The following is a 25,716-nucleotide window of genomic DNA, read 5'->3' as shown; positions in this document are numbered from 1 at the left end:
TCGAGGGGGCTGGCATGACCATTCTGGTGACCGGGGCGACCGGCAACATCGGGCGTCTGGTGGTGGACCATCTGCTGGCGCGCGGCGCCGGGCCGGTCCGGGCTCTGACCGTGGACCCGGCGCGGGCCGCGCTGCCGGACGGGGTGGAGATCGTCCGCGGTTCGGTCCGCAGACCGTCGACGCTGGACGGCGTGTTCGACGGCGTCCGCGCCATGTACCTCGCCCCGGTGGAGGAGACGGCGGCCGAGGTCGTCGGCCGGGCCGCGGCGGCGGGCGTCGAGCACGTCGTCGACCTGTCCGGCGAACCGGAGAGCTGGTGGGGGTCGGTCACCGCGGCCGTCGAGGCGGGCGCCCCGGTGTGGACGCACCTGTGGCCCGCCGACTTCGTGGAGAACGTGCAGATCTGGTATCCGCAGATCCGCGAGACCGGCGTCGTGCGGGAACCGTGGCCCGAGCTGGCGAGCACACCCACCGCGATGACCGACATCGCCGAGGTGGCGGCCGTCGCGCTGACCGAGGACGGCTACGCGGGCCGCGCGCTCACGCTCACCGGGCCGGAGCCGGTGAGCCGGGCGGAATCGGTCGCCGCGCTCGCCGCCGCCACCGGGATCCCGATCGCGTTCGAACAGGTGACGGAGACGGAGGCGGTCGCGGCGCTGGAGCCCTCGGCCGGCCGGGAGACCGCGGAGTTCTTGGTGCACACCGTCCTCGGGATGCTCCGCGACGTGGTGCCGGCTCCGAGCGGTGTCGTCGAGGAGGCCACCGGCCGCCCCGGCACCACGGTCGCGGACTGGGCCGGGGCGCACGCCGAGGAGATCCGGGCCGCCATCCGGCCACGTGGCTGATCGCGCGCTGTGGAGCGCGGCGGACGCCGCGCTCCACAACCGGTGCTCACGAGTACCAGGTCGGCTCCGGCAGCTCGTCGCGCAGCAGGTGCGCACCGACCTCGCGGCGCTTGTAGGCGACCGGATCGTGCAGCGTGTGCGTGCGCACGTTGCGCCAGAACCGGTCGAACGCCAGGTGCGACGCCGTGGCCCGGGAGCCCAGTCCCTCGAAGATCCCCGAGGTGATCTCCAGGGCGACGTCGGTGGCGCGTGCCTTCACCGCGGCGACCCGCACCTCGTGCTCACCACGCTGCTCCGCGGTGACGTTCCAGGCGTTCCGGTGGATCTCCAGCGCCTCCTGCGCGACGGCGTCGGCGAGCGCCTCGACCGCCCACAGCTTCGACTGGTAGTCGCCGTAGAGATCGAGCTGGTAGGGCTCGTCGACGGCACGCTCCTGCCCGCCGTGCAGCCACGGCCGGGTGGTCGTGCGGGTGTACTCGGCGCCGGTCTCCAGCGCGCCGCGGGCGATGCCCAGGTAGAAGCTGACGAACACCAGCTGGATCGTCGGCACGTTGAGCGTGTTGTAGACCCGCGGCTGGAAGACCCGGTCGACGAAGCCGGCCGCCGACGCCCACGGCACGCGGACGCCGTCGATGGTGACGCTGCCGCTCTCGGTGAGCCGCTGGCCGATGTTGTCCCAGTCGTCGTGCGACACGAAAACTGGATGTGAACCGTCCGCCCCGCGGTTATGCGCCCTCTGACCTGCGACGACTGGCGAGGTCCGCGACGTTCGTCTCTGCTGGGGGCAGAACGTGGGGCAAACGTGGGGCAAGTTGCTTCCGTGGACCTGTCCCGGCCATCCGCTCGCGGGCCGTCGCGAAGCGGTTCGGCTGCAGGTGTGCGTAACGCTCCGTGACGGTGACGGAGTGGTGACCCATGACGGACGCCAGCTCCGGGAGGGTCCCTCCCTCGTGCAGGTACCAGCTCGCGAACGTGTGCCGCATGTCGTGGATGCGCACCGGGTCCGTGATGCCGGCCAGGCCGGGGACCCACAACCGCTCCGCGCGCGGATCGTTCGCGAGCGCGGCCATCTTCGTCGGGTACGCGGTCCCCTTCCGGTCGTGCCACACCCAGGAGCCGACGACCCGCTGCCAGTGGTGCTTGAAGGTCTGGTGCGGGATCGGGGCGCCCTCCCGGCCCGGGAACACCAGGGGAGAGCGGCAGCGCTGTCCGAGTCCGCGCGGGTGCTCGGCGCCGCACCGGCCGCGGGGGCGCTCCCCGCCCTTCAGGAGACCGGTGAGCGCGTCGTCAACGTAGTCGAGCAGGGGCACGTCCCGGCGCTCGTAGTCCTTCGGCGCCTTGTACAGCAGGTTCGCGGTGTCCCACGCCAGCCCGACGTGCAAGCGGTCGTGGTCGACGCGGTGCCAGTGCAGCGCGGCCAGCTCGCCCCATCGCAGTCCGGTGCCACAGAGGACCAGCACGATGGAACGCCACGGCTCGTCGAGGTAGAAGGTGATGGCCTCCACCTCCTCGCGGGTGAGGTACCGCTCGTCTGCCTGCGGGATGCGCGGGAGGCGCACCGATCGGCACGGGTTCGCGGCCAGCTTCCCGGCGTCCACTGCGGCGTGCAGCGACGCGGAGAAGGTGTGGAACACCCGGATCACGTGCGCGGGGGCCATCCCGCTGCGCTCCATGTCCCGCACCCATCGCTGCACGCTCTCGCGGCTGATCTCTGCCAGCGCGACGTTCGACCAGCGCGGGGAGACGTGCACGTTGATGTGCGACGCGTCGGAGCGGCGGGTGCGGGGCGCGACGTCACGGTCCTCCCACCAGGCCGGGGCCCACTGGCCCCACGTCGTGCGTCCCGCACGCGGATCGTGCGCGCCCGGCTGCCGCTGCTTGTCCTCCTCCTTGCCCGCGATCCGCCGGGCCTCAGCCTCCGTGCGGTAGGTCTTGCCCGGGGTGGCGTTCCGCTTGTCGCCTGCGACCCGGATCATGGCGCGCCACCGCTTAGACGGCAGCTGCTCAGCCCAACCCATCGCTCTCCCTCCGCGGACGCGGCAGCTCGATGACGGGTGCCGGCATCACGCGCTGCTCGCGGTGTCTGGCAGCGGCCAGTATGGCGTGGCCGATTTCCAGGGGGGTCGCGTCGTTGCGGACGTAGATCAGGCCGGTGCGAGGGTCGTGGGCGCTGACCAGGTCCCCCGTGGTGGGAACAAGCTGGACAACGAAGACACCGCTGAGTGTCCCCTCCGCTGTTCCGTTGAGTTCAGGGTCGTTCACGAAGTCATGATCGGCACCACGAAACGCTCCGTTACTCTCCGGTGGCTCCTCGTGCTCGGCCAGATGGGTGGATATCACCCCTACGAGTGGCGGTCAGGCCGCGTTCCAGGACGCCGGTTGCGGACAGTGGGTCGCCTCCACTCGGGAGCCGGCGCGCGAGTTCGCCGACCAGCCGGTAGAGGAGCGCGACCAGCTCGTCATCGGAGAGCAGTAGGGGGTCGTTCTCGCTGGTAGCGGGCTGTGCTCCGTTGGTGAGGCGCACGCCGAGGACTCGCTCCAGTGCGGTGAGCTGGCCCCGCGGATGGGCGTCTCCGCGCTCCCAGCGACCGACGGTCTTGGCGTGTACGGGGTTCGGGAGGGCAGCTGCTACCTGGGCCTGGGTCATCCCACGCTGCTCACGGGCACGTCGGATCGCATCACCTAGCTGCACGCGGACAGCTTGGCTTACCGGTTGTGCCTGTACAACACAACGAGACAGCGGCGTGTTCGCTCCCGTTCGCTCCCGTTCGCGGTGTTCGTGCGGCTCAATGTTCCCTATAGTTCCCTCTATGGAGTCCAAGAGGTTCCTCGGCCCGGCGGCCAGAGCGATTCGGAAACGAACAGGGATCACTCGGTCGGCGATGGCCGACGCGCTGCAGTGCACCCCGCGGTGGGTCTCGCGTATCGAGTCCGGGCAGGCCCAGCCCAGCGAGGAACTGGCGGCCCGCTACGCCGCCCGGCTGCGGGTGTCGCTCGACACCTTGCTCGCGCCCGTGCCGCACGACCAGGGCATGCGAGGGGCGGCATGACAGCTGCCGACGAACTGCGCGTTCCCACCTACGACGCGGACGCCGTGGACGCCGTCGCCGAGCGCGTCGCCGCACTGATCTCCGGGCAGCTCAACACCGGAGACCTGGCTCAGCGTGTAGCCGGGCAGCTGGCTACCGACACCGTGGCCGAACGGGTCGCGGCCCTGGTCACGGCGCAGCTCGGCGGCGCGGAGAGCGACTGCTGGTGGGAGACCAGCCAGGTCATGGCCTACACCGGGCACGGCCGGACGCTCGTCGCCACCGACCAGGCCGACGGGCGCCTGCACTCCCACCAGCGTGGCCGGCAGGGGCGCCGCTACACGAAGCGGTCGGTGGTCGACGCCTGGATGCAGGGCGCCACCCCGGAGCAGCAGGCGCAGGTCTGCGGCTGCGCACAGCTCGCCCGATGGAAGGCCACCGCGTGAAGCTCGACGCCCGGTCCTTGGTTGACCTCACCGACGACCTGCTCGTCACCGAGCAGCCGATCCCGGAGTGGCTCTCCATCGCGTGGGCGGACGCACTCGCTGCCACACCGCCGCCGCCGGCCGGCGAGGAACCCGACAGGGAACCCCGATGACTCCGCGGCGGGGCCTGCACAGAGCCAACGGTGACGGTCACCACCGTCCCGGCTGGTGGCTCCCGAGCCGACGCCCCCGACGACGCCGCGTGCTCGCCGCGCTGCTGATCGTGGCCCTCGTGCTCACCGTGCTGGTCGCCGTCGCGGCGCAGTACCCGACCACCTGAGATGAGGAGTAGAGCGTGACCGAGCAGCAGGGCGCCCAGCAGGGCGCCGCCACCCGGCAGGGGGGCAAGGACAAGCCGCTGGACTTCGCGGCATGGCTCGCGCAGTACCGGCGGGGCTCCCTGGCCGCGGAGCTGTCGGACAAGATGGCCGACCTCCTCCTGGCTGTGGAGGAGACCGGGAAGAAGGGCAGCATCTCGCTGACCATCACCGTCGACCCGAAGTCGAACGACGGCATCGTGGAGGTCTCCAACGCGGTCGCGGTGAAGAAGCCGCAGCTGCCGCGACCGGCCGGGCACTACTGGCTCGACGGGGACGGCGGCCTGGCCGACTCTCCGAAGGACCAGACCGCGCTGGAGTTCGGGGGTGCCCGGTGACCGAGCTGACGGACGGGTCCGCCGTCGACGCCGCCGCCGCGCTGGGCCGACGCTACGTCGAGGCCACCGCCGCGCCGTACGAGGGCGCCGGCGACGCCGCTGACCACGTGCGCATCTACCGCACGATGGACGACGAGTCCCTGCACACGGTGGACTTCGAGCGGTACCAGTACACCCCGAACCGCGCCCGTGGCGGCACCAGCCTGGACGACCCGGAGTCGTTCGCGCTGCTCGTCACCGAGCTGCACGAGGACAGCGACTCCACCCCGACCCGCATGTACGCCGTCGCGGAGGACCGCCAGATCACCGCGGTGTTCAACGACCACCGCACCGCCACCACGCCCGGGTGGCGCGACCACACCGCCACCTATGGCGCGCTCGTGGACGAGGACTGGCAGGCGTGGCGGAACTTCGACGGGAAGCTCCTGAGTCAGGTTGAGCTCGGCGAGTTCTTGGAGGAGCACCTCCACTGCATCGTTCGCCCGAACGGCGCGGAGTACGTGAAGTACCCGACCGCGGCGGAGGTTCTGCAGGCCGCGCTGCAGCTGACCGCCCGCCGGCAGGGCGCGTTCAAGTCGTCGACCCGGCTGGACAACGGCGACGTCGCGTTCACGTTCGAGCAGACGACGCAGGCCACGGCGGGCGCAGGGCAGGTGGAGGTCCCGGAGCGGTTCGCGCTGAGCGTGTCGCCGTTCGTCGGGCACCCGCCGGTGAACGTGCTCGCGCGGCTGCGGTACCGGGCATCGGACCAGGGCCTGCGGATCGGGTACCGGCTGATGCGCCCGAACCAGGCGGAGCGTGACGCCTTCGAGGCCATCGCCCGTGAGATCGCACAGGCCACGCCGGAGGACGTGCCGCTGCTGTGGGGAAGGCCGCCATCGGCGGTGCGGTAGCGGCATGAGGACGGCCCCCGGGGCTTGACCGCCCCGGGGGCCGTTCCTGTCGGTACGTACGGGTAGCACTCAGGGAGCACTACGGGAACGCCCCCTCTAGCACAATAAAAGTCGAACCCGTATGGTTGCGTCCGTCAGCAACACACGTCGAGCTGGGAGGTAACCCGCCATGAAGAACACCCCGCTGAGCGCCAGGAAGGACCGCGACTGGATGGATGAGGTCGCCGTCGAGCTGTACCTCGACGGGAAGAACCCCGGCCGGTCGCTGACCCTCGCCGAGCGGCAGGAGGTCGCCCGCCGGAAGCACGAGAAGTGGATCGAGACCACGGCCCGCGCGCTGCGGGTCAAGCCCCACGTGGTGCGCGCCGCGGTCACCACGACCGGCGAGGACCCGGCTCAGCTCACCGCGGCCTGAGCAGCCCCCAGGACGGCGGCCCGAAAGCCGGCCAGCGAGACGGCCACCGCCCCGGGGGACGAACACACCCACCACCTGAGAGAGAAGGAGGGGGCCCGTGCCCTCGACTCTAACCGCCTACGGAAACCTGCTCAGCCGATCGGAGACCGAGCGCTACACCGAGGAGGTCGGCGCCGCCCGCGCCGCCATCGCTGACCGCGTCGGCGAGCCAGGCACGGTCAACGTGACCGGGCTGGTGATCGTTGCCCCCACCGGGGAGTGCGAGTTCGAGTCCGGCCACGCCGAGTCCACCGACGAACTGGTGTGGCTGACCGACTCCCGTGACACGAACGCCGGGTTCGACGGCCACCACATGCACGTGTGCCGCGGCTGCCTCCCCGACGCCGTGGCCGATGTGCTCCGCAGCCCCGTCCGCGGTACTCCGCAGGTCCACGTCGGTGTCCTGCAGCAGCTGATGACGGTGTTCGTGGAGGACCCGGCCAGCGAGCGCGGCTACCGTCAGGTCACCGTCTCTGTGCGGTGCTCCACGTGCTGGCAACTCCGGGGCCGTCCGGAGAGCCGGCGTAGCTACACGGCTGAGCACGGCGTCTACAGCCACCAGGTGTGGACCAACCCGTGCGGGCACACAGACGAGTTGCCGGCGCTCCTCACGGAGCACGCGGTGATCGAGCGGTCGCAGGCGCGCACCGGTCTGGCGGTGGCGGCATGACGGAGCAGGCCGACCCGTTCCCCGAGCACCAGCGTCCGGAGGTGCAGGCGCTGGCCATTGCCGCGCTCGCGAAGCAGATCAAGGCCGTGGACCCGGTGATCCGGGCGATGTTCGCGCAGGACTACAGCAACGGCGAGTCCAAGACGTTCCGGGCCCCCGACGGCCGGAAGCTCGGGCAGGTCCGACGCAACGACCCGGACCCGGTCTGGAAGATCACCGACCGCCAGACGCTGGACGAGTGGCTGCGGGCCCGCGGTCACGTGCAGACGGTGAGGGAGCTGGCCGTCCCCGAGAACCACCCGGAGCTGCTGGCGGTACTGGCCGAGCACGCTCCCCACCTGCTGGCCGAGCGCGAGTGCGTGCCGGAGCAGGCGGTCGCTGCGGCGCTCAGTGAGTCCGAGAGGACCGGGGAGCCCGTGGCACCCGGCATCGAGCTGGTGCAGCAGGAGGGCTCCCTCGTCGTGACCGTGGACCGCACCACCGGCATCCAGGCCGCCGCCGACATGGCCCGGCAGGGTCTCGTGGACTGGTCGAAGCGACCCGAGCTGCAGGCCGGCCAGTGACCGGCGACCTCGCCCAGCTGCCGGGCCTGGTCGTCATCGCGGCCAGCGCGCCGGAGTACTGCACCGCCTGCCGAGGCCGCCGACGCGTCGAGCTGGTCGGCCCGGCCGGCATCGGGCTCCCGCTGCCGTGCCCGCACTGCACCCCCGGCCCCGGTCGCCCGAACACCCCGATAGTCAGCCTGCCCTGGCGGCAGGACGCCCCGAGGAGCACCACATGACCATCGAGTTCACCGACGCCACGCGCAGCATCAGCAAGGCGCGGATCGCGCTGACCGGCCCGTCCGGGGCCGGCAAGACCTACACGATGCTCGCGCTCGGCACCCACCTCGCACGGAGGGAGGGCGGCGAGCTGGCCGTCATCGACACGGAGCGCGGGAAGTCATCGATGTACGCCGGTCTGAACGGGTGGCAGTTCAAGGTCACTCGGCCGCAGGCGTTCTCCCCCGCCTCGCTGACCGAGCATCTGGCGGTGTGCGCGGGGCACGGGTTCCCTGTCGTGGCGGTCGACTCCTGGTCGCACTACTGGTCCGGTGTGGACGGCATGTTGGAGCAGGTCGACAAGCGCGCCGGGTCCGGGAACAAGTTCGCCGGCTGGAAGGAAGCGCGCCCGGACGAGCGCCGGATGATCGACGCGCTCGTGTCCTACCCCGGCCACGTGATCGTCACCCTGCGGGTCGCCACCGCCTACGTCGTGGAAGCCAACGACAAGGGCAAGCAGGTCCCGAAGAAGATCGGGTTGAAGCCGGAGCAGCGGGAGGGCATGGACTACGAATTCGACGTGGTGGGCGACCTCGACCTGTCGAACACCATGACGATCTCCAAGACCCGGCTCCCGATGCTGACGGGGCAGTCCATCCACCAGCCGGGCGAGGAGCTGGCCGCGACCATCGCGGACTGGATGGCCGACGGGGAGGACGTCCCCGGCCCGCTGGCCTACCGCGCGGAGGCGCTGGACCCCGACGCCACGTTCGAGGGGCTGCGGGAGCTGCGGGACCGCGTCACCGCGGCCGGGTTGATGGGCGCCCCCGTCACGGACGGGGACGGGAACCCCACCCTGTTGGGGAACCTGATTGCCGCCCGCGGCCGTGAGCTGCAGCCGGTCAGGGGCGTCGCGTGACCGCCCCCGAGTCACCGTCGCGCGGCGTGCGGGTGGACCAGCTGATCCAGGCCGCGGGGAACGGGAAGTGGCACGCCCCGTCGAGCGACGGGGTCACGACCGCCTGCAACCAGCTCACCGGCGACGGTGACCCCATCGAGAGCGTGGACGACGTCCCGGTCCCGGACCGCTGCCACGCCCCCGCCTGCCGCGCGCTCTGGACGGGGGACGCGCAGGAGTTCGCCGGGAACGGCATCGTCCCGACCCGGGGCGGGCCGCGCCGGGACGCCGGTCCGGACGGGCCCCCGATGGACGGCCCCGCACCGCTGGACGACGTCGACACGGAGGGCGGGGACCGGCCGCTGAACCCCGTGGAGTCGGAGGCCGCGATCCGGAAGGTGGCCCGCATGATCTGGACCGGTGTCCGGGTCGTGACTGACGCCGAGGAGAAGTTCCAGGAGAAGGAAGCCGCCTACGAGCGGGCGTTCGCGCGGGCCTACATGGAGTACCGGGGCCCGGCGCACGCGAAGAAGTACGCCGCGACCCTCGCGACCGAGCAGGAGCGGTGGGAACGGGACGTCGCGGAGCGCGCGTTCAACCACGCCCGGAACCTGCAGAAGGCGAAGCTCGTCTCCCTCGACGCCGTGCGCTCGGTGAACACCAGCGTGCGGGAGATGTACCGAGCGGACTCGGGGGTCGGCCGGTGAGCGCCCCGACGGCCATCGACGGGTTCTCCGGCGCCGGTGGGTCCACCGAGGGCCTGACCCAGGCTGGTGTGCGGGTCCTGGCGGCAGCGAACCACTGGCCGCTGGCCGTGGCGACCCATCAGGCGAACCACCCGGACACCGAACACCGGTTGGCGAACCTGTCCGAGACCGACTGGCGGACCTTCCCGTCGACCGACATCGCGTGGTGGTCACCGTCGTGTGTGTGGCACGCCCGGTGCGGCGGGCGGTCCCGGCCGCCGGCCGAGGTGGAGATGCTGCGGGCCGACGACGGGGCGGTGGACCGGGCGACGGCGTTCGCGGTCATCGCCGCGGCGGAGGTCCACCGCCAGCCGGTGATCTTCGTGGAGAACGTGCCGGAGTTCCGGGACTGGACGCTCTACGGCTGGTGGCGGGACGGGTTGGACCGCCTCGGGTACCGGGTTGAGGAGCTGGTGCTCGACGCGCTGGACTTCGGGCACGCCCAGCACCGGAAGCGGATGTTCGTGGTCGCCACCCAGCCCGGGATCACCATGGACTTGACGCTGCCCCACCCGCAGCGGGTGATGGCCGCCGAGATCCTGGACCCGTCCCCGGGCCGGCCGGTGACCCGGCGGCTGTACGTCTCCGACCAGATCGACAGCATCACCGAGGACGGTGTGCCGTACCTGGTCACCTACCGGAAGCACGCCCGCGCCCGGCGGGCGGACCGGCACGCGCTGGCCACGGTGACGGCCGGAGGGAACCACCACGCCGTCGCCACCCTGGTCGACGGCCACCCACACCACCGGATGCTCACGAACCGTGAGTGCGCCCGCGCGCAGGGATTCCCGGACTCCTACCGGTTCCAGGGAAACCACGCCGAGGTGAAGCGGCAGATCGGCAACGCTGTCCCGGTTGGGATCGCGCGCTGGCTGGGTGAGCGGGCCACCGCGGCGCTCGGCGCGGGGCAGGCGGCGGCATGACGCCGATCAGCGAGCGCACGGCGCGGGTGCTGGTGGCCCGCCGCTCCGGCGGCATGTGCGAGGCCGGGTTCGACGCGGAGGCCACGGAGGTCCACCACCGCGTGAACCGCTCACAGGGCGGCACGTGGGACCCGGCGAACCTGCTGCATCTCTGCCACCGGCACCACCGGTGGATCACCACGAACCCCCGCGGCGCGGAGCTGAAGGGCTGGGCGCTCCCGCGGGGCTCTGTGCCGGGGATCAAGCCGGTGTTCATGGCGCGCTGGGGCTACGTCCTGCTCACCAGCCAGGGCGGGCTGATCGAGAGCGCGACCACTACCGAGACGACCAGGAGGACAGCCTGATGGCAGGCGAGACCGTGATCACGATCGTGGGCAACCTGACGGCGGACCCGGAGCTGCGGTTCACGCCGTCCGGGGCCGCGGTCTCCAACTTCACCGTGGCGAGCACGCCGCGGACGTTCGACCGCGAGGCCGGTGAGTGGCGTGACGGGGACGCGCTGTTCATGCGGTGCACGCTCTGGCGGCAGCCGGCGGAGAACGTCGCCGAGTCACTGACCCGCGGGACCCGCGTCGTCGTGCAGGGGCGGCTGCGTCAGCGCTCGTTCGAGACTCGCGAGGGCGACAAGCGCACCGTGGTCGAGATGGACGTCGACGAGATCGGGCCGTCGTTGCGCTACGCCACCGCGAAGGTCCACAGGGTCAGCCGGGGCGGTGGCCAGGGTGGCGGCGGCCGGCAGGGCGGGGACAGCGAGTTCCGGCGCTCCGGGGCCGGCACGAAGGACGCCGGCCGGTCCGCGGACTACGACGACCCGTGGGGTTCGGCGCCCCCGGTCGGCGCCGCGAACGAGGACGACGAACCGCCGTTCTGACCGTCTCGCGCGGACTGTCCGGGGTTGTGGACAACACGCCGTCCCTGCCCCGGAACGTCGACGGAAGTGTTCCCGTTCGTTCCCCGGTGTTCCCAGTGAACGCGGGCGGGCACGGCACTTGTCCACAGGTCCGGTAACCGGTCTGACCTGCAGAGACGGGAGATAGGGTCAGGCTTGAATAGAGGTCGGCCCCGCTACGGAGTTGCTCCCTCCGAGCGGGGCCTGACCTTCCTGATACGCAACTACCAGGAAGGACTACAGAGATGGTCTCACAGGCCGGCGACCACAGGGCCGGGCGCTGATGCCACGCGAAGCGCGCATCAAGACCGCCATCTGGTCGGACCGCGACTTCATCGGCCTGCCGATGGACGCTCAGTGGCTGTACGTAGTGCTGCTCTCACAGCCGGGGCTGAACCAGGCCGGCGTGCTGACCATCCCGCGGCGCATGTGGGCGAACCTGGCCGGGGACGACGACGGCCCGGACCGCATCGCGCACGCCTGGAAGGTCCTGGAGGACCGGCGGTACGTCATCTCGGACGACGAGACCGACGAGCTGTTGATCCGCTCCTACATCCGGAACGACGTGGCGCAGGGCGCCCCGGGCCCGTTCGTGGCCGCCCTCGCTGCCGCCACGGCCACCGCGTCGCCGAAGCTACGCGCCGTCCTGCTGTCCGAGCTGCTGCGCCTGGACCGCGAGCAGCTGGCGGCGAAGAAGCCGGCTCGATACGGGGAGGTCCCGTACGTCGCATGGCAGCGGGCGGTTACCGACCTCGGTGGGGACCCCGGTAGCGCGGTCCCGGACACCGGGTCCGGTGCCATGCCGGACACCTCCCGCAATGCCATGTCGGAACCCCCCGGGCATGCCATGTCCGAACCGTCGTCACATGCCATGACTCATGCCATGCCGAATGCCATAGAGGTAGAGGTAGAGGTAGAGGAGAGAGGTTCTGTTGGTAACGGGGTTACGTCCGTAGGCGCCGTCGCTGACGCGCCGGACGCCCCGGCCACGGATGAGCCGAAGAAGCCGAAGCGCGCTCCGGCCGAGCGAGGCACGCGCCTCCCCGAGGACTGGCTCCCGACCCGCGAGCTGGTCGACTGGGCCCGCGAGCGCGTCCCCGCCGTGGACACCCGGCATGAGACCGAGAAGTTCCGCAACTACTGGCACGCCGCGAGCGGCGCGAAGGGCGTGAAACGCGACTGGTCCGCGACCTGGCGGAACTGGATGCTCTCCGCCTCCGAGCGCCTGCCCTCCGCCCGTGCCGCCGCCGCGGCTGCCGCCCACGACCCCGCGACCACCGGTCGTCGTCGGGTCCAGTGCTGAGGAGACGATCATGAGTGACGACGCCTACGACCTGGGCGCCGAGCAGGCGCTACTGGGGAGCGTGCTCCTGGCGCCCGAGACCGCCGGGCCCGCGCTGCTCGGGCTGCCCGCCGACGTCTGGTGGCACCCGCGGCACGCCACCCTCGCCGCCGTCCTGACCGAGCGGCTGCGCGCCGGCGAGCCGGTCGACCCGCAGGTCGTCCTGGCCGCCCTGATCGGGCGCCGCGGTTTCGACGGGAACCCGGGCGTGCACCTGCACACGCTGATGCAGAGCGCGTGGACCCCGACGCTGGCGGACAACTACGCGCACCGGATCGCGCGCTGCGCGGCCCGCCGGAACCTCTCCGCCTCCCTGCTGTACACCCGCCAGCAGCTCAACGAGTCATGGCTCAACGGTGGTGGCGACGAGTCGATCGCCCGCGTCACCGCCGAGCTGCGCGCCCGCCTGGACACCGCGGACCGGCTCGACGCCGGCGTGGAGCTCGACCAGCCGAGCCCGAGCCTGGACGACCTGCTGGCCGGCACCGACGAGTACGACTGGCTGGTCCCCGGCCTGTTCGAGCGTGGGGAGCGGTTGCTGCTCACCGGCGGGGAGGGCGGCGGGAAGTCGTGGCTGATCCGGCAGCTCGCCGCGTGCATGGCCGCCGGGGTGCACCCGTTCACGGGCGCGATCCTCGGCCGCGGTGACCAGGGCGTCCGGGTGCTGATCGTCGACTGCGAGAACAACGCTCGCCAGTCCCGGCGCGCGTTCCGGCGGATCGCCGAGCGGGTGGACGAGGTTCTGCGCGGCGCCCAGGTCCACCCGGCGGCGTGGCGCGAGCGGGTCCGGTTCGAGACCCGCCCGGAGGGCCTGGACCTCCTCGGTGACGACGCCGCGTGGCTGGAACGCAAGGTGGCTGCGAACTCGCCGGACCTGCTGGTGTGCGGGCCGCTGTACCGGCTGACGAGCCGGTCGGTCGCCGACGAGGACACCGCCCGGCAGCTGATCGCGACGCTCGACGGCATCCGGGTCCGCTACGGCTGCGCGTTGGTGACCGAGGCGCACGCCGGGCACGAGAAGGACCCGATCACAGGGGACAGGAAGCTGCGCCCCGCCGGGTCCTCGCTGTTCCTGCGCTGGCCGGAGTTCGGGTTCGGCATGGCCCGCGCGAAGGGCGACCCGGGGGAGGAGCACCCGAAGCTCGTGGACGTCGTGGCCTGGCGCGGGTCGCGGGAGGAGCGGCAGTGGCCGGCTCAGCTGCAGCACTCGCTGTACCTGCCGTGGATGCCGGCTGACGAGTCGTACTACGAGGAAGCGGCGTGAACGCCGGTTGGTGGGGCCCCGACCGGGAACCGGTCCGGCTGGATCAGGCCATCGCAGACACGCTCCCCGGCCTCGCCCGCACGGCCAGCGCAGCCGTGAGCGCCGCAGCGGGGCCTACCGAGTGTGAGGGGCTGGCGGTGCGGGAGAACGGCTCTGAGGCTGTCGCGGGTCGTGTCGAGTCCTACCGGCTGCCGCTGCCCCGCTGGGACACCGCCTGGGAGCAGAAGCGGAAGCGGAAGACGGGCAAGACGGTCCGGCACCGCGCCGTCTGGGACGTCCTCCACCTGAACGCTCGCCCTCACTGGCGGGCCCGGCACCGCGCCACCCGCGAGGTCGCCGAGACCGTGGTCACGCTCGCGCGTGCCGCGCAGCTGCACCGGATCACCGATGCCGTCTACGTCGACGTGCTCCTGGTCTGGTCCCCCGGGGACCGGCGCCGCGCGGACTCCCTCAATCTGACCCCGCTGGTGAAGGCGTGCGGTGACGCGCTCGCGCAGCCGCGCCGGGACCTGCCCGGCCTCCGGCTCGTCCCGGACGACACCGACGAGTGGATGAGCCAGCGCGTCCGGATCGCGCGCCCGCCGGAGCCGGCGGGGCTGTGGCTCGACGTGGCGGTGGCCCGTGGCTGAGGAGTCCCGACAGCTGTCGCACCTGGGCGCCGCCATCGACGGGGTCCGGCCGGCGTCCTCCCGGCACCCGGTGGACGAACAGGCAGACCGGGCGTGCGCCGTGTACCGGATCGCGTCGGATGCGCGGGACGCCGGGGAGCTGCGGGAGCTGCTGTCGATGCTCGGTCTCGACCCGGACGCGGATACCGCGTAACCGGGGCTGGCACCATACCAGTTGAACCCTTATAGTTCTTCCCATGAGCGCCGCCCCCTCCCTCTCCTCCACCTCCTCCCTCTGGGCCTGCGACGGGTGCCCGATCACCGGCTCCGAGGAGCAGGTCATCGCCCACCTCGACGCCGTCCTACTCGACGACGACGGCCTGCTGATCGACCCCCCGGAGGCGCCCTGCCGCGGCGCCTACGAGGTCGGCGGCCCCGCCTGGGAGGCGCACGTGTTCCACGGCGTTCACCCCATGCAGCTCGTCGCGCAGGACATCGCGAAGATCGCCGACGCCTACGGAATCCACCCGTGACCCTCCTCGACCCGGACCTCCTCGCCGCGGCGCTCCGGCGCTGCGCCCAAGGGGACCGGGCCCGGGAGGCGGCAGTGGCGCTACTCGTCGCACACCGCCGCTGGCTCCGCGCCCCGGAGCTGCAGCGCGAGGTGAAGATCCTCCGCTCCTACGAGGACGGAACCCCGGAGCTGGCCGCGGTCTGCTGGGACGCCGCCCGCCAGCTCTACACCGACCGTGCCGCGCCCTGCTCCGGATCGGAGTGGGCCGTTCTCGGCGTCGCCATCGACCTGGCCACCGGAGCGCTCTACGACGCCGCCGGCAGCTGCGACACCCACAACACCGCACTGATCACCGGGGCCGTGGCCGCCGCATTCGGCATCCGCGATCTGCCCCCCGCACCGAAGGAGAACCGCCAGTGACCACCACCAACGACACCCCGACCGCCGCACCGGTACTGACCGTCACCTGGGACACCATCATCGGTGCCCGCCACGTCGGGCACGACCCGGACACCGGCCCGGAGGTCGAGCCGTTCGCGCTCGGCGACGCGGTCACCGAGGCGTTGGCCCGGCAGCTCCGCGACGAGATGGAGCGGTCGATGCGCTCAGACCTCACCGATGTCCTGCGCGACATCCGGGACGAGGTGCGTACCGCCGCTCGGGAGCAGGCACAGGCGATGGTCCGAGAGGCGCTGACCGGGGAGGTCCGGCGGACGAACCACTGGGGCGAGCCGGTCGACGGCGGGGAGACCCGCACGCTCCGCGACCTCATCCAGGACGACGTCAAGGCGTTCCTGTCCGAGCCGGACCACAGCCGGGACCGGTTCCCCCGGGACCAGGAGCGGAAGGGCGGGTTCCGGGAGCTGCTGCGCGAGGAGGTCCACGACGCGCTCCGGAAGGAGCTACGCGAGTCCATCCAGGCCGCCCGCGAGCAGGTCGCCCAGGTCGTGCGCGACAACGCCGCCCAGCTGATCGGCGACGCCGTGAAGGGAGAGACCCGGTGAGCGTCGAGAAGAAGATCGTTCACGAGGCACGAACCCTCGACCAGCTCCGCGAGTTCGTGGAGCGCTGCGACTCGCTCGGAATCCCCGGGGACACCACCGTCCACGCCCGCACAAAGGCCGCGTGGAACCCGAACGGCGCCTACCTGGTGCGCGTCACCGCCGTCCACACGGAGTCCACGCGATGACCCGCGCCATGATCTGGCCCGCCGCGGCGCTCCTCGCGCTGCTGATGATCGGTGGCTGCGGCCTCGCCGACGCCGCCCCGCAGCTGCCCGCCCCGTTCACCCCGGTCCCGACCACCGGCGTCGATATGACGACCACCGCCACCGTGACCCGCGTCGTGGACGGCGACACCGTGAAACTCGACGACGGCCGCACCGTCCGCGTCCTCGGGATCGACACCCCGGAGACTGTCCACCCCTCCAAGCCCGTCGAGTGCTGGGGCCCGGAGGCGACCGCGTTCGCCGAGGCGCTGCTGCTCGGGAAACAGGTCCGGGTCGCGACTGACTCCTCGCAGGACACCACGGACCGCTACGACCGCACCCTGGCCGAGCTGCTGCTCCCGGACGGCACGAACTACTCCGTGGCCGCCGCCGGTGCCGGCACGGCCCGCGCCTACATCTACGACACCCCGCCCCGGGTCTACCCGGAGGTGAAGGCCGCCGAGCTGGTCGCGCAGGCACGCGGCCACGGCATGTGGGGGAGCTGCCCGCGATGAGCACCGTCGACCACTCCCCACTGGTCCGGTCCGTCGACCGCGACGAGCTGGAAGCAGCACGCCAGGACCGGCTCACGCTGGCCACCGAGAACGGCGCGCTCCGCGAGGAGGTGGAACAGCTCCGCGCCCGCGCCGAAACCGCGGAGGCGGAGGCGGAGGCCGCGCGCCGCGACGCCGACTCCCTGACCGAACAGCTCACCGAGTCCCGGGCGGCGCTCCGCGGGATGGCCCGCCGCGCCTCCGGTCGTCGGCACCTCCACCGAGCCACGGGACGGGAACTGTCGGACCTGGAGGACGAGGTGTTCGCCGCCTGGGAGGCGATGCCCGAGGAGGTCCGCCGCGCCGCCGACTCCGACCGGGCGGGTCTCCCGGCCGCGGTCGCGACGCTCGTGCAGTGCGTGGAACGGGTCCTCCCCGGCTGGTTCTCCACACCGGCGGAAGCCCGGTCCCGGAATGAGCGCACCGCCCGCGCGGAGGCGCAGCTACGGCGGATCGCCGACGAGGGCAGGCACGACCTGGCCGAGTCGTGCGGTCTGGTGCTCGACGAGCTGAGCCTGTACCGGCGCCTGCGGACCCGCGGTGGCCCGCCACCGGAGAGCACCGCGCGCTGGTCCAACGTCGACCAGGGCAGCCCGGCCAGCGCGTACCTGTCCCCGCAGGAGGTGCGCGGATGACCCCGACCCGTTTCGCCCTACTGGTGACCGCCGCAGCAGCCGCGGTCACCACCGGGTGGGCCGCGCTCTGCGTGTGGGCCGTCACCACCTCCGCGGACGCGGAGCTGTACGACCGGGACGACCTCCGGTGACCCGCCGGCTCCGCGGCCGCACCTGCTCCACCCTCGGTGGGGTCGCGTTCGTCGCGTTCCTCGCCGGTGGCTGCACCGACGGGGTCGCCGACGGTGTGGAGGTCTGCGCCACCGACCGGCCGCCGCACACCCGCGTGGACGACCGCCAGTGCGACCAGAACCGGCCCGGGGTCGGGCGTTTCGTGCAGCAGCTCCCCGCCACCCGCTACGACGACGACGGCTACGCCATGTACGCCCCGCTCGTCGTCCCGAACGTCGGGCAGCCACTGCCGGTCGGGGCCGCCCCGGCGTCCGGGTTCGTCCGCTCCGTCCCGGACCCGAAGAACCCCGGCCGCGTCGCCGGCGTCGGCCGTGTCCAGCGCGTTCCGTCCGTCGGCGCCCCGGCCGGGTCGACGATCTCCCGCGGCGGCCTGGGCGTCTCCGGGTACGCCGGCGGCGGGAGCGGGTCATGACGATCCGCGCCCGGACCGGCCGGGCCCGGCACTTCACCAGCGCCCGCGCCGTCGTGCGTGAGCGCCCTACCCCCTACCCCGAGGAGGACCCCGTGCGCGCAGCACGACGTATCGACACCGCCGCCCAGCTCGCTGACTGGTGCCAGGACGCCGGGTACCGCACCCGGCAGACCAGCGGCGGCGGCTGGCTCGTCTACGGCCCCGTCGACACCGCCGTCATCCCGTCCCGATGGGGCCACGGCCGGGGACGGAAGAACGTCATGTCCAACCTCCGCGCGGCCGGGCTGGACCTGTCCCCACTCGACGCCGACGAAGCCCAGCACCGCGACGACGACACCGACCGCACCCCAACCCCCGCCGACATCGCGAAGCTCGTCGTGAACGACCGGCCCCGCCCCGTACTCGCCTACTCCAAGACCGCCCAGGAGGACACCATGCCCGAGGAGCAGCCGACCCCACCGCCCGCCGAGGTGTCCGCCGAGGACTTCCTCGCGCTCCTCGACCGCGTGGAACAGCTCGAACAGCTGCTCGCCGACACCCGCGCCGAGCTGCAGGAGACCCGCGACCAGCTCCCGCACATCGGTCCGACCGCGAAGGAGGTCCAGGCGCGGGAACGCCGCGAACGGATCATCACCTGGTTCCAACAGCTCCCGCCCGGATTCCGCGTCACCGCCGGCATGGTCAACGAGAACCTGGGGGTCCCGGAGGAGGAACGCCGCGCCTACGGCGAGACCCTGCGCCAGCTCGTCGCCGACAGGGTGCTCATCACCGCGAACGGCGGCGTCGGGGAACGCGGCGGCCGGCACGCCCACTACGAGCTGGCCCGCGAACCCGAGCAGGCCGCCAGCTGACCCCACCCCACCGGCCCCCGACCCGTACGCCAGCGGGTCGGGGGCCGGCCCGTTCTCGGGCCACCACCACGACCCGAGCACACCCCGCCCGACCAGGCTGGATACATGGCCTCCACCACCGATAAGGCCAGCGGCGGCAAGCACGGCGTCGCCGACCTGGGAACCATCACCGTCGCCGCCGTGAAGGACCTCCGCGTCGCGGAGGACAACCCGCGCCGCATCCCGCCCCGCGCCGTCGAGATCGTCGCCCTGTCCCTCCAACGCTTCGGGTGGCAGCAACCGCTCGTGGTTGACGAGACGAACACGATCCTCGCCGGCCACACCCGCCTGCAGGCCGCGAAACACCTCGGCCTCACCCAGGTCCCCGTCGTCGTCGCCCGCGGCCTCACCGAGGACGAGGCCCGCGCCTACCGGATCGCGGACAACCGCACCCACGACTTCACGACGTGGGACTTCCCATCCCTCGTGGACCAGCTCGACGGGCTCGCCGAGGACTTCTCCGACGTCCTCGCGCTCACCGACTGGGAAGCCGTCATCGCCGAACTCGAGAACGCCGAACCCGCCAACACCGACGTCGACCTCCCCGAGCAGGTGAAGAACACCCTCGACGGGTTCGAGGTCGTCGTCTGCTTCTCCTCCAAGGAGGAAGCGCTCACCGCGGGACCACAGCTGATGGACATGCCGGGCGTCTTCGATGTACGTCACAAGTTCTGAGGAGCGCGGCGGCATCATGGTCGCCGTCATCTCCGGTGGCCGCCCCGAGCTGCGGCAGCGCCCGGTCCGCCGCTACCTCCCCGACGTCGACGCGATCGGGGTGCACTCCACCTGCTGGGTCGTGTCCGACACCGACGCCCCCTCCTACGAGGACGACGATCACCCGCTCGCCGTCTACCCCCGCGCCTGGGCGGAGGAGTACGCCGCCACCCACTGGATGCTCCCGCAGCCACCCGAACCAGGCGCGTTCCTCGGCGCGTTCCCCGGCCGCGAATGGGCCTGCCGCGAGGCGGAACGCCGCGGCTGCTGGGCCGTCCTCCAGCTCGACGACAACATCGACTGGCTCTGCTTCCTCCGCGGCACCGGCTACTCCAAGCACTTCGTGAACGACCACGGCGGCCTGGGCCTGTTCCTCGACCTCCTCGCCGGCGTCGCGCTCTCCACCAACGCCCGCACCGTCGGCGCCCAACTCGACGCCGTGAACCCCGGCCGGAAGAACCACAAGATCGCCCGCCCCGGGTTCCCCTACAGCCTGTTCCTCGAACGCGTCGGCCCCGGCCGCGAAGAGTGGTACGGCCCCTTCGAGGACGACATCACCCACTCCTTCCAGTACGGCACCCGAGCCGACGGAGCCACCGCCGCCGTCATGCCGCTCCTCCACTACAAGAAGGAATCCAAGAGCAAGACCGGGATGCGCGCCCACTACAACCACACCCGCGCCGTCCAGCTCCAACGGATCTTCCCCGAATCCGCGAAGATCAACGTCCGAGCCACCCGCTCCAACGGCCGAGGCGACCCCCGCGTCTTCCACACCATGCTCCCCGGCGCCATCCGGAACCCCCTCGCCGTCCACGACCGCGACCGCTTCCAGAAAATCGGCGCCCGCCTCACCGAACTCGCCGACCAATGGCACGCCGGAGAACTCGCCGCCAACCGCGACAAAGTCAACCGCCGCGCCCGCGCCGCCGCAGGGAGTAACCCATGACCAACAACGCCAGTACCAGCCAGGCCACTACCAGCGGCAGGGGCCGCGGCCGGAAGGGGAAGCGGTCCGCCAGCCCGGCAACCGTCGCCGACGAGCGGATCAGGCAGGAACGCGCCTACCAGCTGCGGCTGGGGCTGATGACCTTCCAGGAGATCGCGGACTCGCCGCACCCGGAGGACCCGTCCCGGACGCTGTACTCGTGCGAGTCAGCGGCCCGCCGCGGCTACCTCGCCGCCCGGGACCGGCACGCGGGCACGCAGGAGACCGAGGACATGCGGCAGGAGTGGATCGCCCGGAACGAGAAGGTGTTCCGCGCCCTGTACCCGCGCTGCCTCCGCGGTGAGCTGCTGGCCATCGACCGGTACACGCGGCTGTTCTCCGAGCACATCTCGATGCTGGGGCTCCGCCGTCTCGACGTGTCCGGGCAGGTCGACGTCCGGGTGGAAGGCGCCTGGGACGCGTCGTTCCGGGAGCTGTCCGAGCAGCTGGCCGGCCTCGACCCGGCCGAGGTGCGGGAGCAGCTGCCCGCCCAGCCGTGACCACGGTGGAGCTGCCCTCGTCCGGGCGGGAAGCCGTCGAGCTGCTGGGGCACGACGGGGCACGGGCGCAGCAGGCCGCGATGGCGGCGATGGCGGCACGGCTCCGCACCGCCCGCGACTACCCGACCGCGCTGGACCTGGCCGCCGCGTTCACACCGTCCGTGGTCCGCACCCCAGCCCTGCAGGTCGTCGCGGACGCGCTCCGGGACACCGTCACCACCGACGACGGCCGCCTGGTGGTGTCGATCCCACCGCAGGAGGGGAAGTCGACGCTCCTCGAATGGCTGTGCCTGTGGCTCCTGTGCTGGCGGCCCCGCTGGCGGATCGTGTACGCCTCCTACGCCGACGGGCTCGCCCGCCGCGCCGGCCGGAACGTCCGCAACCACGTCCGCACCTACGGCGACCGGATCGGGCTCGCGCTCGCGCAGGACCACGCCGACGCCTCCGACTGGAGCCTCCGCGGGTTCACCGGCGGCATGTTCACCACCGGCGTCGGGGGCGGACTCACCGGCCGGCCCGCTGACGTCCTGATCGTGGACGACCCGATCAAGGGGCAGATCGAAGCGGACAGCGAGGTCCAGCGGAACGCGCTCCACGAGTGGTGGTCCTCCGTCGCCCGGACCCGCCTCGCGCCCGGCGCCCCGGTCATCGTCGTCCAGACCCGATGGCACGAGGACGACCTCGCCGGCCGCCGCGCCACCGAAGGCTGGCCCGTCGTGAACATTCCCGCGCTCGCGGACGGGCAGACCCCCGACGCCCTGAACCGGGAACCCGGGACCTGGCTGCTGTCCGCCCGCGGCCGCACCGCCGAGCAGTGGCAGGCCATCCGCGGCGACGTGGGGGAACGCACCTGGGCCGCGCTCTATCAGGGCCGGCCAGCCCCACCGGAGGGCGGCATCTTCCGGCAGGCATGGTTCGACCAGCACCGCGTCGACACCGCACCCGACCTGGACCGCACCGTCATCGCCGTCGACCCCGCCGACACCGGCACCGGTGACGCCGCCGGCATCCTCGTGGGTGGCCGAGCCGCGGACGGGCACCTCTACGTCCTCGCGGACCTCTCCGACGCGCTGTCCCGCGGCGCCTGGGCCCGCCGGGTCTGCCTGGCCGCGGTCCGCTACGACGCCGCCGCGATCGTGTCCGAACGGACCCTCGGGATGCAGACCGCCGTCGCGGAGGCGTGGGCCGTGATCCGACGGCAGGCGACGAAGCTCCGTGCCGCCGACGGCGTGGTGGACCTCGCTGTGGTCGGGCTCAACGCCGCAGGCGACGAGGCAGCAGCGGACCGGGCGCAGCTCACCGAGCTGGTCCCGTACGTCGCCGACGTCCTCGCACGGCCACCCGGTGCGCCGTGCCGCACGGTGGTGGTCACCCCGCGCCAGTCGAAGCAGACCCGCGCGGAGGCGGTCACCGTCTACTACGAGACTGGGAAGGCGCACCACGTCGGCCGGCTCGGCCCGCTGGAACACGAAGCGTGCACGTGGCAGCCGGGGCAGCCGTCCCCGAACCGGCTCGACACCCTCGCGCACCTCCTCCCGCAGCTCGCCGAGCAACGCCAGGAGTCCACGGTGCGGCGCCCGACCCGGCGGCTCCCGACCCGTACTCACGGCGGCGGGTTCCACGCCCCGACCGGCCCCCGCGCCCGCTGACCTGTTCGGAGCTGTTCGGCACGCCGCCGCGTGCGGTGTTTCTCGGGGCCCTGATGTAAAAGGCGCCCTGGTCACCACCGCCGACCTCCGGGGAGCTGAGCGTGCGGCACCGCGTCCCGACGAACACCGCCTATCCCGCCAACGTCGGGCCGCCACCCGGTGTGCGGCACCAGCCGCGACGTATCCGCCTCACCGTGGACGCGCTCCCCGACGGCCGGCTCCGCGTCTCCACCGACGGCGCCCGCGGCTGGGCCGCCGTAGCCCGCGGCCCCCACCAGCTCGCCACCGTCATCGGGCGAGCGTTCACCGAGGAAGCCGTCGCCGCCTACGCCCGGTGGCGCACCCAACGCTATGACCTCGACCAGCTCACCGAACGGGACGACCCGACCGAACCGCCGCGGCGCCCGATCTCCTACCGCCGGCCGGCCGGGGTGCAGGGCACCAGCTACGGCCGTGGCCGCGTGGTGCGCCCGGACCAGTCGAATCCGGCGGACTGGTCACCGCTGCCGGACGGCCGCTGGCGGTCCCCGGGCGGCAAGACGTACCGGTCCCCGAAGATCCTCGGCCCCCTCCTGCGGCGCCGCGCGCAGCTCGGGCTCCCCACCACCTACGAGCAGGCGCAGCAGCGCCAGGACCGAGGCGCAGCATGACCACCGCGGTGATCGCCGACCGCTACCCGGCGGACGTGACCTGCCCGGACGGGACCGTGCTGCGGAACGCCCGCGCGATCCTCACCCGCGGCGAGGTGGGGGAGCCGGCCCGTTTGTGGCTGTACACCGACCGCCGCCCGGACCCCGACCTCTACGGGGCCCCGACGGTGGTGCTCACCGAGACCCGGGTCCCGCACGGCCGCAGCCCGTGGACGGTCACCACCGACACCGGCCGGTTCCAGATCGCGCGGGGCCGTGGCTGCGGCTGCGGCTCGGTGCTCCGCCGCTGGAAGCCGTGGCCGAACTACCGGCTCGCCGGAATGCCCGCGGAGGTGCAGCGGTGAAGGACCGAACCCCCGGCCTGCCCCGGCTCATGGTCGCCGCGCTCGTCGGCGCCGTCGCCTACCTGACCGCCGCGCTCGCGGACCGGCTCGCCGGCCCACCGGCCCCGGCACCGGTGGAGCTCCGCGCCAGCATCTGGCGTGCCGGGATCGCCACCGACGACACCCGGGAGGACACGTGACCACCCACGCCATCGCCGAAGTCACCCTGCAGCGCCGCGCCGCCGTGCGGGACCTCATGGCCTGCGGCGCGACCCGCGCGGAAGCGGAGGCCGCCATCCAGGAGGAGCTGGGCTACGCCCTGCACCGGACCGCCGCCCCGGCCATCGAGGAGCTGGGGCGCGCTGTGGGGAAGGCGTTCGTGGCCGCCGCGCAGGCGGCGGCCGAGGTAGCTCGCGCGTTCGGTGCCGCGCTCGGCCGCGCCCACACCGGGCAGGTCCCGCCGTGGCAGGTCCCGGCCGGCCGCCGCCGCCGTGACTACGGGCTGGTCCGCTGATGGCTCGCACGAAGGGGCGCCGCGGCGGGAGCCGCCGCCTCGTCCGCCAGGGCAAGGCGTACTGGAGGAAACGCGTCGCCGCGATGGGCGGGAAGTTCCGGCCCTGTGTCGCCGCCGTGGAACGCCACACCCCGATGAAGGGGCCCGTGGCCCGCGGCTACTGCGCGAACCGCATCCGAGAGGTCACCGGCCGGTGGCCCGGCTCCCGGAGCCGGAAGTGATCCCGGCCTGGGCGGCGTGGGCCGCCGCGATCGTCGGTGCCGCCGCCGTGGTCGCGGCCGTCTGCGACTGCGCCACCGAGAAGATGCGGGAGCTGTGGGAGCGGCACCGGTTCCGCCGGGCTGAGCTGCGTCGCCTCCGCGCCGAGGGCTGGAACCCGCCCCGCTGACGGCTCCCCGCCTGACCGACCCCCGCCAGGGTCGGGCGGGTACCAGGTGGCCAGGCCGTCGGGGTGCCCCCGCTCCCCGTGCCCCACCACGGCCTGGCCACCGACCTCTTCCGAGAATGGACGTGTACAGGACCGAGAGGTTGCCCCGGACGACCGGCTGAGTAGCAGTTCGGTTGATACGTGCAAAGTATCGGGACTGTCGGAGCCCGCGAGTAGCGTGGGATCACTCGTTCAAGCTCCGACCCGCTACAGGGGTAGCCCATGCCGCGAACCCGTGAAACCTCAGCAGGTGACTGCCCCAGCAGTACGATCTTCGTCGACGAGAGCGGTGCTGCCACCACCGGCAGCAAGTTCTTCGTGGTCGCAGGAATCAAGGTCCGGAAGCCCGGTGAGCTCGCTCGGGCGATCAAGCACGTGCGAGAGCGCCACAGCCACCCGCACGAGCTGAAGTTCTCGCGGGTCAACAGCGGCAACGTCATCGTCTTCAGCGAGATCATCACCGCGCTTGAGGAATCCGACGCCCACATCGGAGCCTGCGTCGTGAAGGGCACAGGCCGACTGGGGTGGGAGCAGCACGCCCGTGTCATCGCCCAACTGCTGTGGGGTTGCATCAACCGAGGTGAGCGTGTCGGCGTGCTCATGGACGCCATCAGCACACCCGTGGGTGAGTCCCTTGAGGAGCGAGTCCGCTCGATTACCAACGGGCGGCTCCGCAGCAACGCGGTGGTGTCCGCTGTCTGCCTCGACTCGAAGTCGACTGACCTGCTCCAGGTCGCAGACCTGGTCGCTGGCGCGATCATGCACGAGCGGCGGCGTGCGGCAGACCAGGGGGAGAGCCCGCGGAGCCCCAAGGGGCGAGTCGCGAAGAAGCTGGCCACCGCGTTCGAGGCGCCGGGTCTACTGGACGGGCACGAAGGCCGGGTTCGGATCACTACCGTCGAGATGCGCGCACGCACACGCGGCGGACCGGCTCGCTCCCAACTCCGGGCTGTGTAACCGCTCACCGCACCCCTGTTGTACCGGGCCGGCGACGGAGTAGTGTCGCTTCCGATGCGGCGGAAGCCTCGGGCTCATAGCTGCATCCCTGGTGTGAGTCTCGGACTCGTAGCCACGGTAAATGGGTAGGCGAGAGGGCCCCCAGATCCAAG

The 25,716-nt window shown here is 72.3% G+C and carries 43 protein-coding genes and 1 pseudogene; 40 read left to right on the top strand and 4 right to left on the bottom strand.

Translation table 11 applies throughout. From position 1 onward, the window contains the following. The first annotated feature begins 14 nt into the window (after positions 1-14). The gene (locus AB0J24_RS20060; RefSeq protein WP_358683452.1) at positions 15-845 is read left to right on the top strand and encodes an NAD(P)H-binding protein; all 831 of its coding nucleotides are present in this window, start codon (positions 15-17) and stop codon (positions 843-845) included. 46 nt (positions 846-891) lie between these two features. Here AB0J24_RS20060 and AB0J24_RS20055 read toward each other — a convergent pair. The 4 genes and pseudogenes from AB0J24_RS20055 to AB0J24_RS20040 form a co-directional block, all read right to left on the bottom strand. Further along, positions 892-1,533, bottom strand: a pseudogene (locus AB0J24_RS20055) (acyl-CoA dehydrogenase family protein); the annotation flags it as partial. Positions 1,534-1,570: 37 nt separating this feature from the next. Beyond that, positions 1,571-2,821 (bottom strand): site-specific integrase, encoded by a 1,251-nt coding sequence (locus tag AB0J24_RS20050; protein WP_358683450.1) that lies wholly within the window; start codon positions 2,819-2,821, stop codon positions 1,571-1,573. 28 nt (positions 2,822-2,849) lie between these two features. Beyond that, on the bottom strand, positions 2,850-3,107 hold the full coding sequence (locus tag AB0J24_RS20045) for a hypothetical protein (protein ID WP_358683448.1): 258 nt from the start codon (positions 3,105-3,107) through the stop codon (positions 2,850-2,852). Positions 3,108-3,138: 31 nt separating this feature from the next. After that, complete coding sequence (locus AB0J24_RS20040; RefSeq protein ID WP_358683446.1) at positions 3,139-3,537, bottom strand: helix-turn-helix transcriptional regulator; 399 nt, start codon at positions 3,535-3,537, stop codon at positions 3,139-3,141. 118 nt (positions 3,538-3,655) lie between these two features. On the opposite strand from AB0J24_RS20040, the gene AB0J24_RS20035 reads away from it, so the two are divergent. The 39 genes from AB0J24_RS20035 to AB0J24_RS19845 all read left to right on the top strand — a co-directional run bounded on the left by AB0J24_RS20035 (position 3,656) and on the right by AB0J24_RS19845 (position 25,564). After that, positions 3,656-3,895 carry a helix-turn-helix transcriptional regulator gene (locus AB0J24_RS20035; protein WP_358683444.1) on the top strand — a complete coding sequence of 80 codons (240 nt, stop codon included), beginning with the start codon at positions 3,656-3,658 and terminating at the stop codon, positions 3,893-3,895. Beyond that, positions 3,892-4,320: a hypothetical protein gene (locus tag AB0J24_RS20030; RefSeq protein WP_358683442.1), complete on the top strand. Its 429-nt coding sequence runs from the start codon at positions 3,892-3,894 to the stop codon at positions 4,318-4,320. Before AB0J24_RS20035 ends, AB0J24_RS20030 begins: the two co-directional genes overlap by 4 nt. Next, on the top strand, positions 4,317-4,472 hold the full coding sequence (locus AB0J24_RS20025) for a hypothetical protein (protein ID WP_358683440.1): 156 nt from the start codon (positions 4,317-4,319) through the stop codon (positions 4,470-4,472). The genes AB0J24_RS20030 and AB0J24_RS20025 overlap by 4 nt, the downstream gene beginning before the upstream one ends. After that, positions 4,469-4,639, top strand: a complete 171-nt coding sequence (locus AB0J24_RS20020; RefSeq protein WP_358683438.1) for a hypothetical protein — start codon at positions 4,469-4,471, stop codon at positions 4,637-4,639. Before AB0J24_RS20025 ends, AB0J24_RS20020 begins: the two co-directional genes overlap by 4 nt. A gap of 15 nt (positions 4,640-4,654) precedes the next feature. Continuing rightward, complete coding sequence (locus AB0J24_RS20015) at positions 4,655-5,014, top strand: hypothetical protein (protein WP_358683436.1); 360 nt, start codon at positions 4,655-4,657, stop codon at positions 5,012-5,014. Continuing rightward, the gene (locus tag AB0J24_RS20010) at positions 5,011-5,907 is read left to right on the top strand and encodes a DUF2303 family protein (RefSeq protein ID WP_358683434.1); all 897 of its coding nucleotides are present in this window, start codon (positions 5,011-5,013) and stop codon (positions 5,905-5,907) included. Before AB0J24_RS20015 ends, AB0J24_RS20010 begins: the two co-directional genes overlap by 4 nt. 169 nt (positions 5,908-6,076) lie before the next feature. Further along, complete coding sequence (locus AB0J24_RS20005; protein WP_358683432.1) at positions 6,077-6,322, top strand: hypothetical protein; 246 nt, start codon at positions 6,077-6,079, stop codon at positions 6,320-6,322. 97 nt (positions 6,323-6,419) lie between these two features. Next, on the top strand, positions 6,420-7,031 hold the full coding sequence (locus AB0J24_RS20000) for a hypothetical protein (RefSeq protein WP_358683430.1): 612 nt from the start codon (positions 6,420-6,422) through the stop codon (positions 7,029-7,031). Next, on the top strand, positions 7,028-7,594 hold the full coding sequence (locus tag AB0J24_RS19995; protein ID WP_358683428.1) for a hypothetical protein: 567 nt from the start codon (positions 7,028-7,030) through the stop codon (positions 7,592-7,594). The genes AB0J24_RS20000 and AB0J24_RS19995 overlap by 4 nt, the downstream gene beginning before the upstream one ends. Beyond that, entirely contained in the window at positions 7,591-7,812 is a 222-nt protein-coding gene (locus AB0J24_RS19990) for a hypothetical protein (protein ID WP_358683426.1), read from the top strand. Before AB0J24_RS19995 ends, AB0J24_RS19990 begins: the two co-directional genes overlap by 4 nt. Continuing rightward, positions 7,809-8,711, top strand: a complete 903-nt coding sequence (locus tag AB0J24_RS19985; RefSeq protein WP_358683424.1) for an AAA family ATPase — start codon at positions 7,809-7,811, stop codon at positions 8,709-8,711. Before AB0J24_RS19990 ends, AB0J24_RS19985 begins: the two co-directional genes overlap by 4 nt. Further along, positions 8,708-9,397: a hypothetical protein gene (locus tag AB0J24_RS19980; protein ID WP_358683422.1), complete on the top strand. Its 690-nt coding sequence runs from the start codon at positions 8,708-8,710 to the stop codon at positions 9,395-9,397. The genes AB0J24_RS19985 and AB0J24_RS19980 overlap by 4 nt, the downstream gene beginning before the upstream one ends. Further along, on the top strand, positions 9,394-10,359 hold the full coding sequence (locus AB0J24_RS19975) for a DNA cytosine methyltransferase (protein ID WP_358683420.1): 966 nt from the start codon (positions 9,394-9,396) through the stop codon (positions 10,357-10,359). Before AB0J24_RS19980 ends, AB0J24_RS19975 begins: the two co-directional genes overlap by 4 nt. Then, a complete protein-coding gene (locus tag AB0J24_RS19970) occupies positions 10,356-10,703 on the top strand; it encodes an HNH endonuclease signature motif containing protein (RefSeq protein WP_358683418.1) in 348 nt (115 codons plus the stop codon). Before AB0J24_RS19975 ends, AB0J24_RS19970 begins: the two co-directional genes overlap by 4 nt. Then, positions 10,703-11,230 (top strand): single-stranded DNA-binding protein, encoded by a 528-nt coding sequence (locus AB0J24_RS19965; RefSeq protein WP_358683416.1) that lies wholly within the window; start codon positions 10,703-10,705, stop codon positions 11,228-11,230. The genes AB0J24_RS19970 and AB0J24_RS19965 overlap by 1 nt, the downstream gene beginning before the upstream one ends. Before the next feature lie 301 nt (positions 11,231-11,531). After that, entirely contained in the window at positions 11,532-12,551 is a 1,020-nt protein-coding gene (locus tag AB0J24_RS19960; protein WP_358683414.1) for a hypothetical protein, read from the top strand. Positions 12,552-12,561: 10 nt separating this feature from the next. Next, positions 12,562-13,854, top strand: coding sequence for an AAA family ATPase (locus AB0J24_RS19955; RefSeq protein ID WP_358683412.1), 1,293 nt, complete (start codon positions 12,562-12,564; stop codon positions 13,852-13,854). Then, positions 13,851-14,483, top strand: coding sequence for a hypothetical protein (locus AB0J24_RS19950; RefSeq protein WP_358683410.1), 633 nt, complete (start codon positions 13,851-13,853; stop codon positions 14,481-14,483). The genes AB0J24_RS19955 and AB0J24_RS19950 overlap by 4 nt, the downstream gene beginning before the upstream one ends. After that, the gene (locus AB0J24_RS19945) at positions 14,476-14,676 is read left to right on the top strand and encodes a hypothetical protein (RefSeq protein ID WP_358683408.1); all 201 of its coding nucleotides are present in this window, start codon (positions 14,476-14,478) and stop codon (positions 14,674-14,676) included. The genes AB0J24_RS19950 and AB0J24_RS19945 overlap by 8 nt, the downstream gene beginning before the upstream one ends. A gap of 43 nt (positions 14,677-14,719) precedes the next feature. Next, positions 14,720-14,995, top strand: coding sequence for a hypothetical protein (locus AB0J24_RS19940; RefSeq protein ID WP_358683406.1), 276 nt, complete (start codon positions 14,720-14,722; stop codon positions 14,993-14,995). Next, positions 14,992-15,396: a hypothetical protein gene (locus AB0J24_RS19935; protein ID WP_358683404.1), complete on the top strand. Its 405-nt coding sequence runs from the start codon at positions 14,992-14,994 to the stop codon at positions 15,394-15,396. The genes AB0J24_RS19940 and AB0J24_RS19935 overlap by 4 nt, the downstream gene beginning before the upstream one ends. Then, positions 15,393-15,980, top strand: coding sequence for a hypothetical protein (locus tag AB0J24_RS19930; protein WP_358683402.1), 588 nt, complete (start codon positions 15,393-15,395; stop codon positions 15,978-15,980). The genes AB0J24_RS19935 and AB0J24_RS19930 overlap by 4 nt, the downstream gene beginning before the upstream one ends. After that, positions 15,977-16,165, top strand: a complete 189-nt coding sequence (locus tag AB0J24_RS19925) for a hypothetical protein (protein WP_358683400.1) — start codon at positions 15,977-15,979, stop codon at positions 16,163-16,165. The genes AB0J24_RS19930 and AB0J24_RS19925 overlap by 4 nt, the downstream gene beginning before the upstream one ends. Then, a complete protein-coding gene (locus tag AB0J24_RS19920; protein ID WP_358683398.1) occupies positions 16,162-16,698 on the top strand; it encodes a thermonuclease family protein in 537 nt (178 codons plus the stop codon). The genes AB0J24_RS19925 and AB0J24_RS19920 overlap by 4 nt, the downstream gene beginning before the upstream one ends. Continuing rightward, the gene (locus tag AB0J24_RS19915; RefSeq protein ID WP_358683396.1) at positions 16,695-17,372 is read left to right on the top strand and encodes a hypothetical protein; all 678 of its coding nucleotides are present in this window, start codon (positions 16,695-16,697) and stop codon (positions 17,370-17,372) included. Before AB0J24_RS19920 ends, AB0J24_RS19915 begins: the two co-directional genes overlap by 4 nt. After that, the gene (locus tag AB0J24_RS19910; RefSeq protein ID WP_358683394.1) at positions 17,369-17,503 is read left to right on the top strand and encodes a hypothetical protein; all 135 of its coding nucleotides are present in this window, start codon (positions 17,369-17,371) and stop codon (positions 17,501-17,503) included. The genes AB0J24_RS19915 and AB0J24_RS19910 overlap by 4 nt, the downstream gene beginning before the upstream one ends. Continuing rightward, positions 17,500-17,955, top strand: a complete 456-nt coding sequence (locus AB0J24_RS19905; protein ID WP_358683392.1) for a hypothetical protein — start codon at positions 17,500-17,502, stop codon at positions 17,953-17,955. Before AB0J24_RS19910 ends, AB0J24_RS19905 begins: the two co-directional genes overlap by 4 nt. Then, complete coding sequence (locus AB0J24_RS19900) at positions 17,952-18,806, top strand: hypothetical protein (RefSeq protein WP_358683390.1); 855 nt, start codon at positions 17,952-17,954, stop codon at positions 18,804-18,806. The genes AB0J24_RS19905 and AB0J24_RS19900 overlap by 4 nt, the downstream gene beginning before the upstream one ends. A gap of 105 nt (positions 18,807-18,911) precedes the next feature. Beyond that, positions 18,912-19,520, top strand: a complete 609-nt coding sequence (locus AB0J24_RS19895; RefSeq protein ID WP_358683388.1) for a ParB N-terminal domain-containing protein — start codon at positions 18,912-18,914, stop codon at positions 19,518-19,520. A 16-nt stretch (positions 19,521-19,536) separates the two neighbouring features. Next, positions 19,537-20,505, top strand: a complete 969-nt coding sequence (locus AB0J24_RS19890) for a hypothetical protein (protein ID WP_358683386.1) — start codon at positions 19,537-19,539, stop codon at positions 20,503-20,505. Then, positions 20,502-21,044 carry a hypothetical protein gene (locus AB0J24_RS19885; RefSeq protein ID WP_358683384.1) on the top strand — a complete coding sequence of 181 codons (543 nt, stop codon included), beginning with the start codon at positions 20,502-20,504 and terminating at the stop codon, positions 21,042-21,044. The genes AB0J24_RS19890 and AB0J24_RS19885 overlap by 4 nt, the downstream gene beginning before the upstream one ends. Beyond that, the gene (locus AB0J24_RS19880) at positions 21,041-22,693 is read left to right on the top strand and encodes a terminase family protein (protein WP_358683382.1); all 1,653 of its coding nucleotides are present in this window, start codon (positions 21,041-21,043) and stop codon (positions 22,691-22,693) included. Before AB0J24_RS19885 ends, AB0J24_RS19880 begins: the two co-directional genes overlap by 4 nt. Before the next feature lie 101 nt (positions 22,694-22,794). Continuing rightward, positions 22,795-23,343: a hypothetical protein gene (locus AB0J24_RS19875; protein WP_358683380.1), complete on the top strand. Its 549-nt coding sequence runs from the start codon at positions 22,795-22,797 to the stop codon at positions 23,341-23,343. After that, positions 23,340-23,687 (top strand): hypothetical protein, encoded by a 348-nt coding sequence (locus tag AB0J24_RS19870; protein WP_358683378.1) that lies wholly within the window; start codon positions 23,340-23,342, stop codon positions 23,685-23,687. The genes AB0J24_RS19875 and AB0J24_RS19870 overlap by 4 nt, the downstream gene beginning before the upstream one ends. Beyond that, positions 23,684-23,866 carry a hypothetical protein gene (locus tag AB0J24_RS19865; protein WP_358683376.1) on the top strand — a complete coding sequence of 61 codons (183 nt, stop codon included), beginning with the start codon at positions 23,684-23,686 and terminating at the stop codon, positions 23,864-23,866. The genes AB0J24_RS19870 and AB0J24_RS19865 overlap by 4 nt, the downstream gene beginning before the upstream one ends. Next, entirely contained in the window at positions 23,863-24,180 is a 318-nt protein-coding gene (locus AB0J24_RS19860) for a hypothetical protein (RefSeq protein ID WP_358683374.1), read from the top strand. Before AB0J24_RS19865 ends, AB0J24_RS19860 begins: the two co-directional genes overlap by 4 nt. Beyond that, entirely contained in the window at positions 24,180-24,401 is a 222-nt protein-coding gene (locus AB0J24_RS19855; protein WP_358683372.1) for a hypothetical protein, read from the top strand. Before AB0J24_RS19860 ends, AB0J24_RS19855 begins: the two co-directional genes overlap by 1 nt. Then, positions 24,398-24,568 (top strand): hypothetical protein, encoded by a 171-nt coding sequence (locus tag AB0J24_RS19850; RefSeq protein ID WP_358683370.1) that lies wholly within the window; start codon positions 24,398-24,400, stop codon positions 24,566-24,568. Before AB0J24_RS19855 ends, AB0J24_RS19850 begins: the two co-directional genes overlap by 4 nt. Before the next feature lie 261 nt (positions 24,569-24,829). Next, positions 24,830-25,564 carry a DUF3800 domain-containing protein gene (locus AB0J24_RS19845; RefSeq protein WP_358683368.1) on the top strand — a complete coding sequence of 245 codons (735 nt, stop codon included), beginning with the start codon at positions 24,830-24,832 and terminating at the stop codon, positions 25,562-25,564. Positions 25,565-25,716 lie beyond the last annotated feature (152 nt).

The sequence above is a fragment of the Pseudonocardia sp. NPDC049635 genome (genome assembly GCF_040659795.1).
Taxonomy (GTDB): Bacteria; Actinomycetota; Actinomycetes; order Mycobacteriales; family Pseudonocardiaceae; genus Pseudonocardia.
Note: the sequence above shows the minus strand (reverse complement) of the source record. Positions and strands in the feature narration are given on the sequence as shown.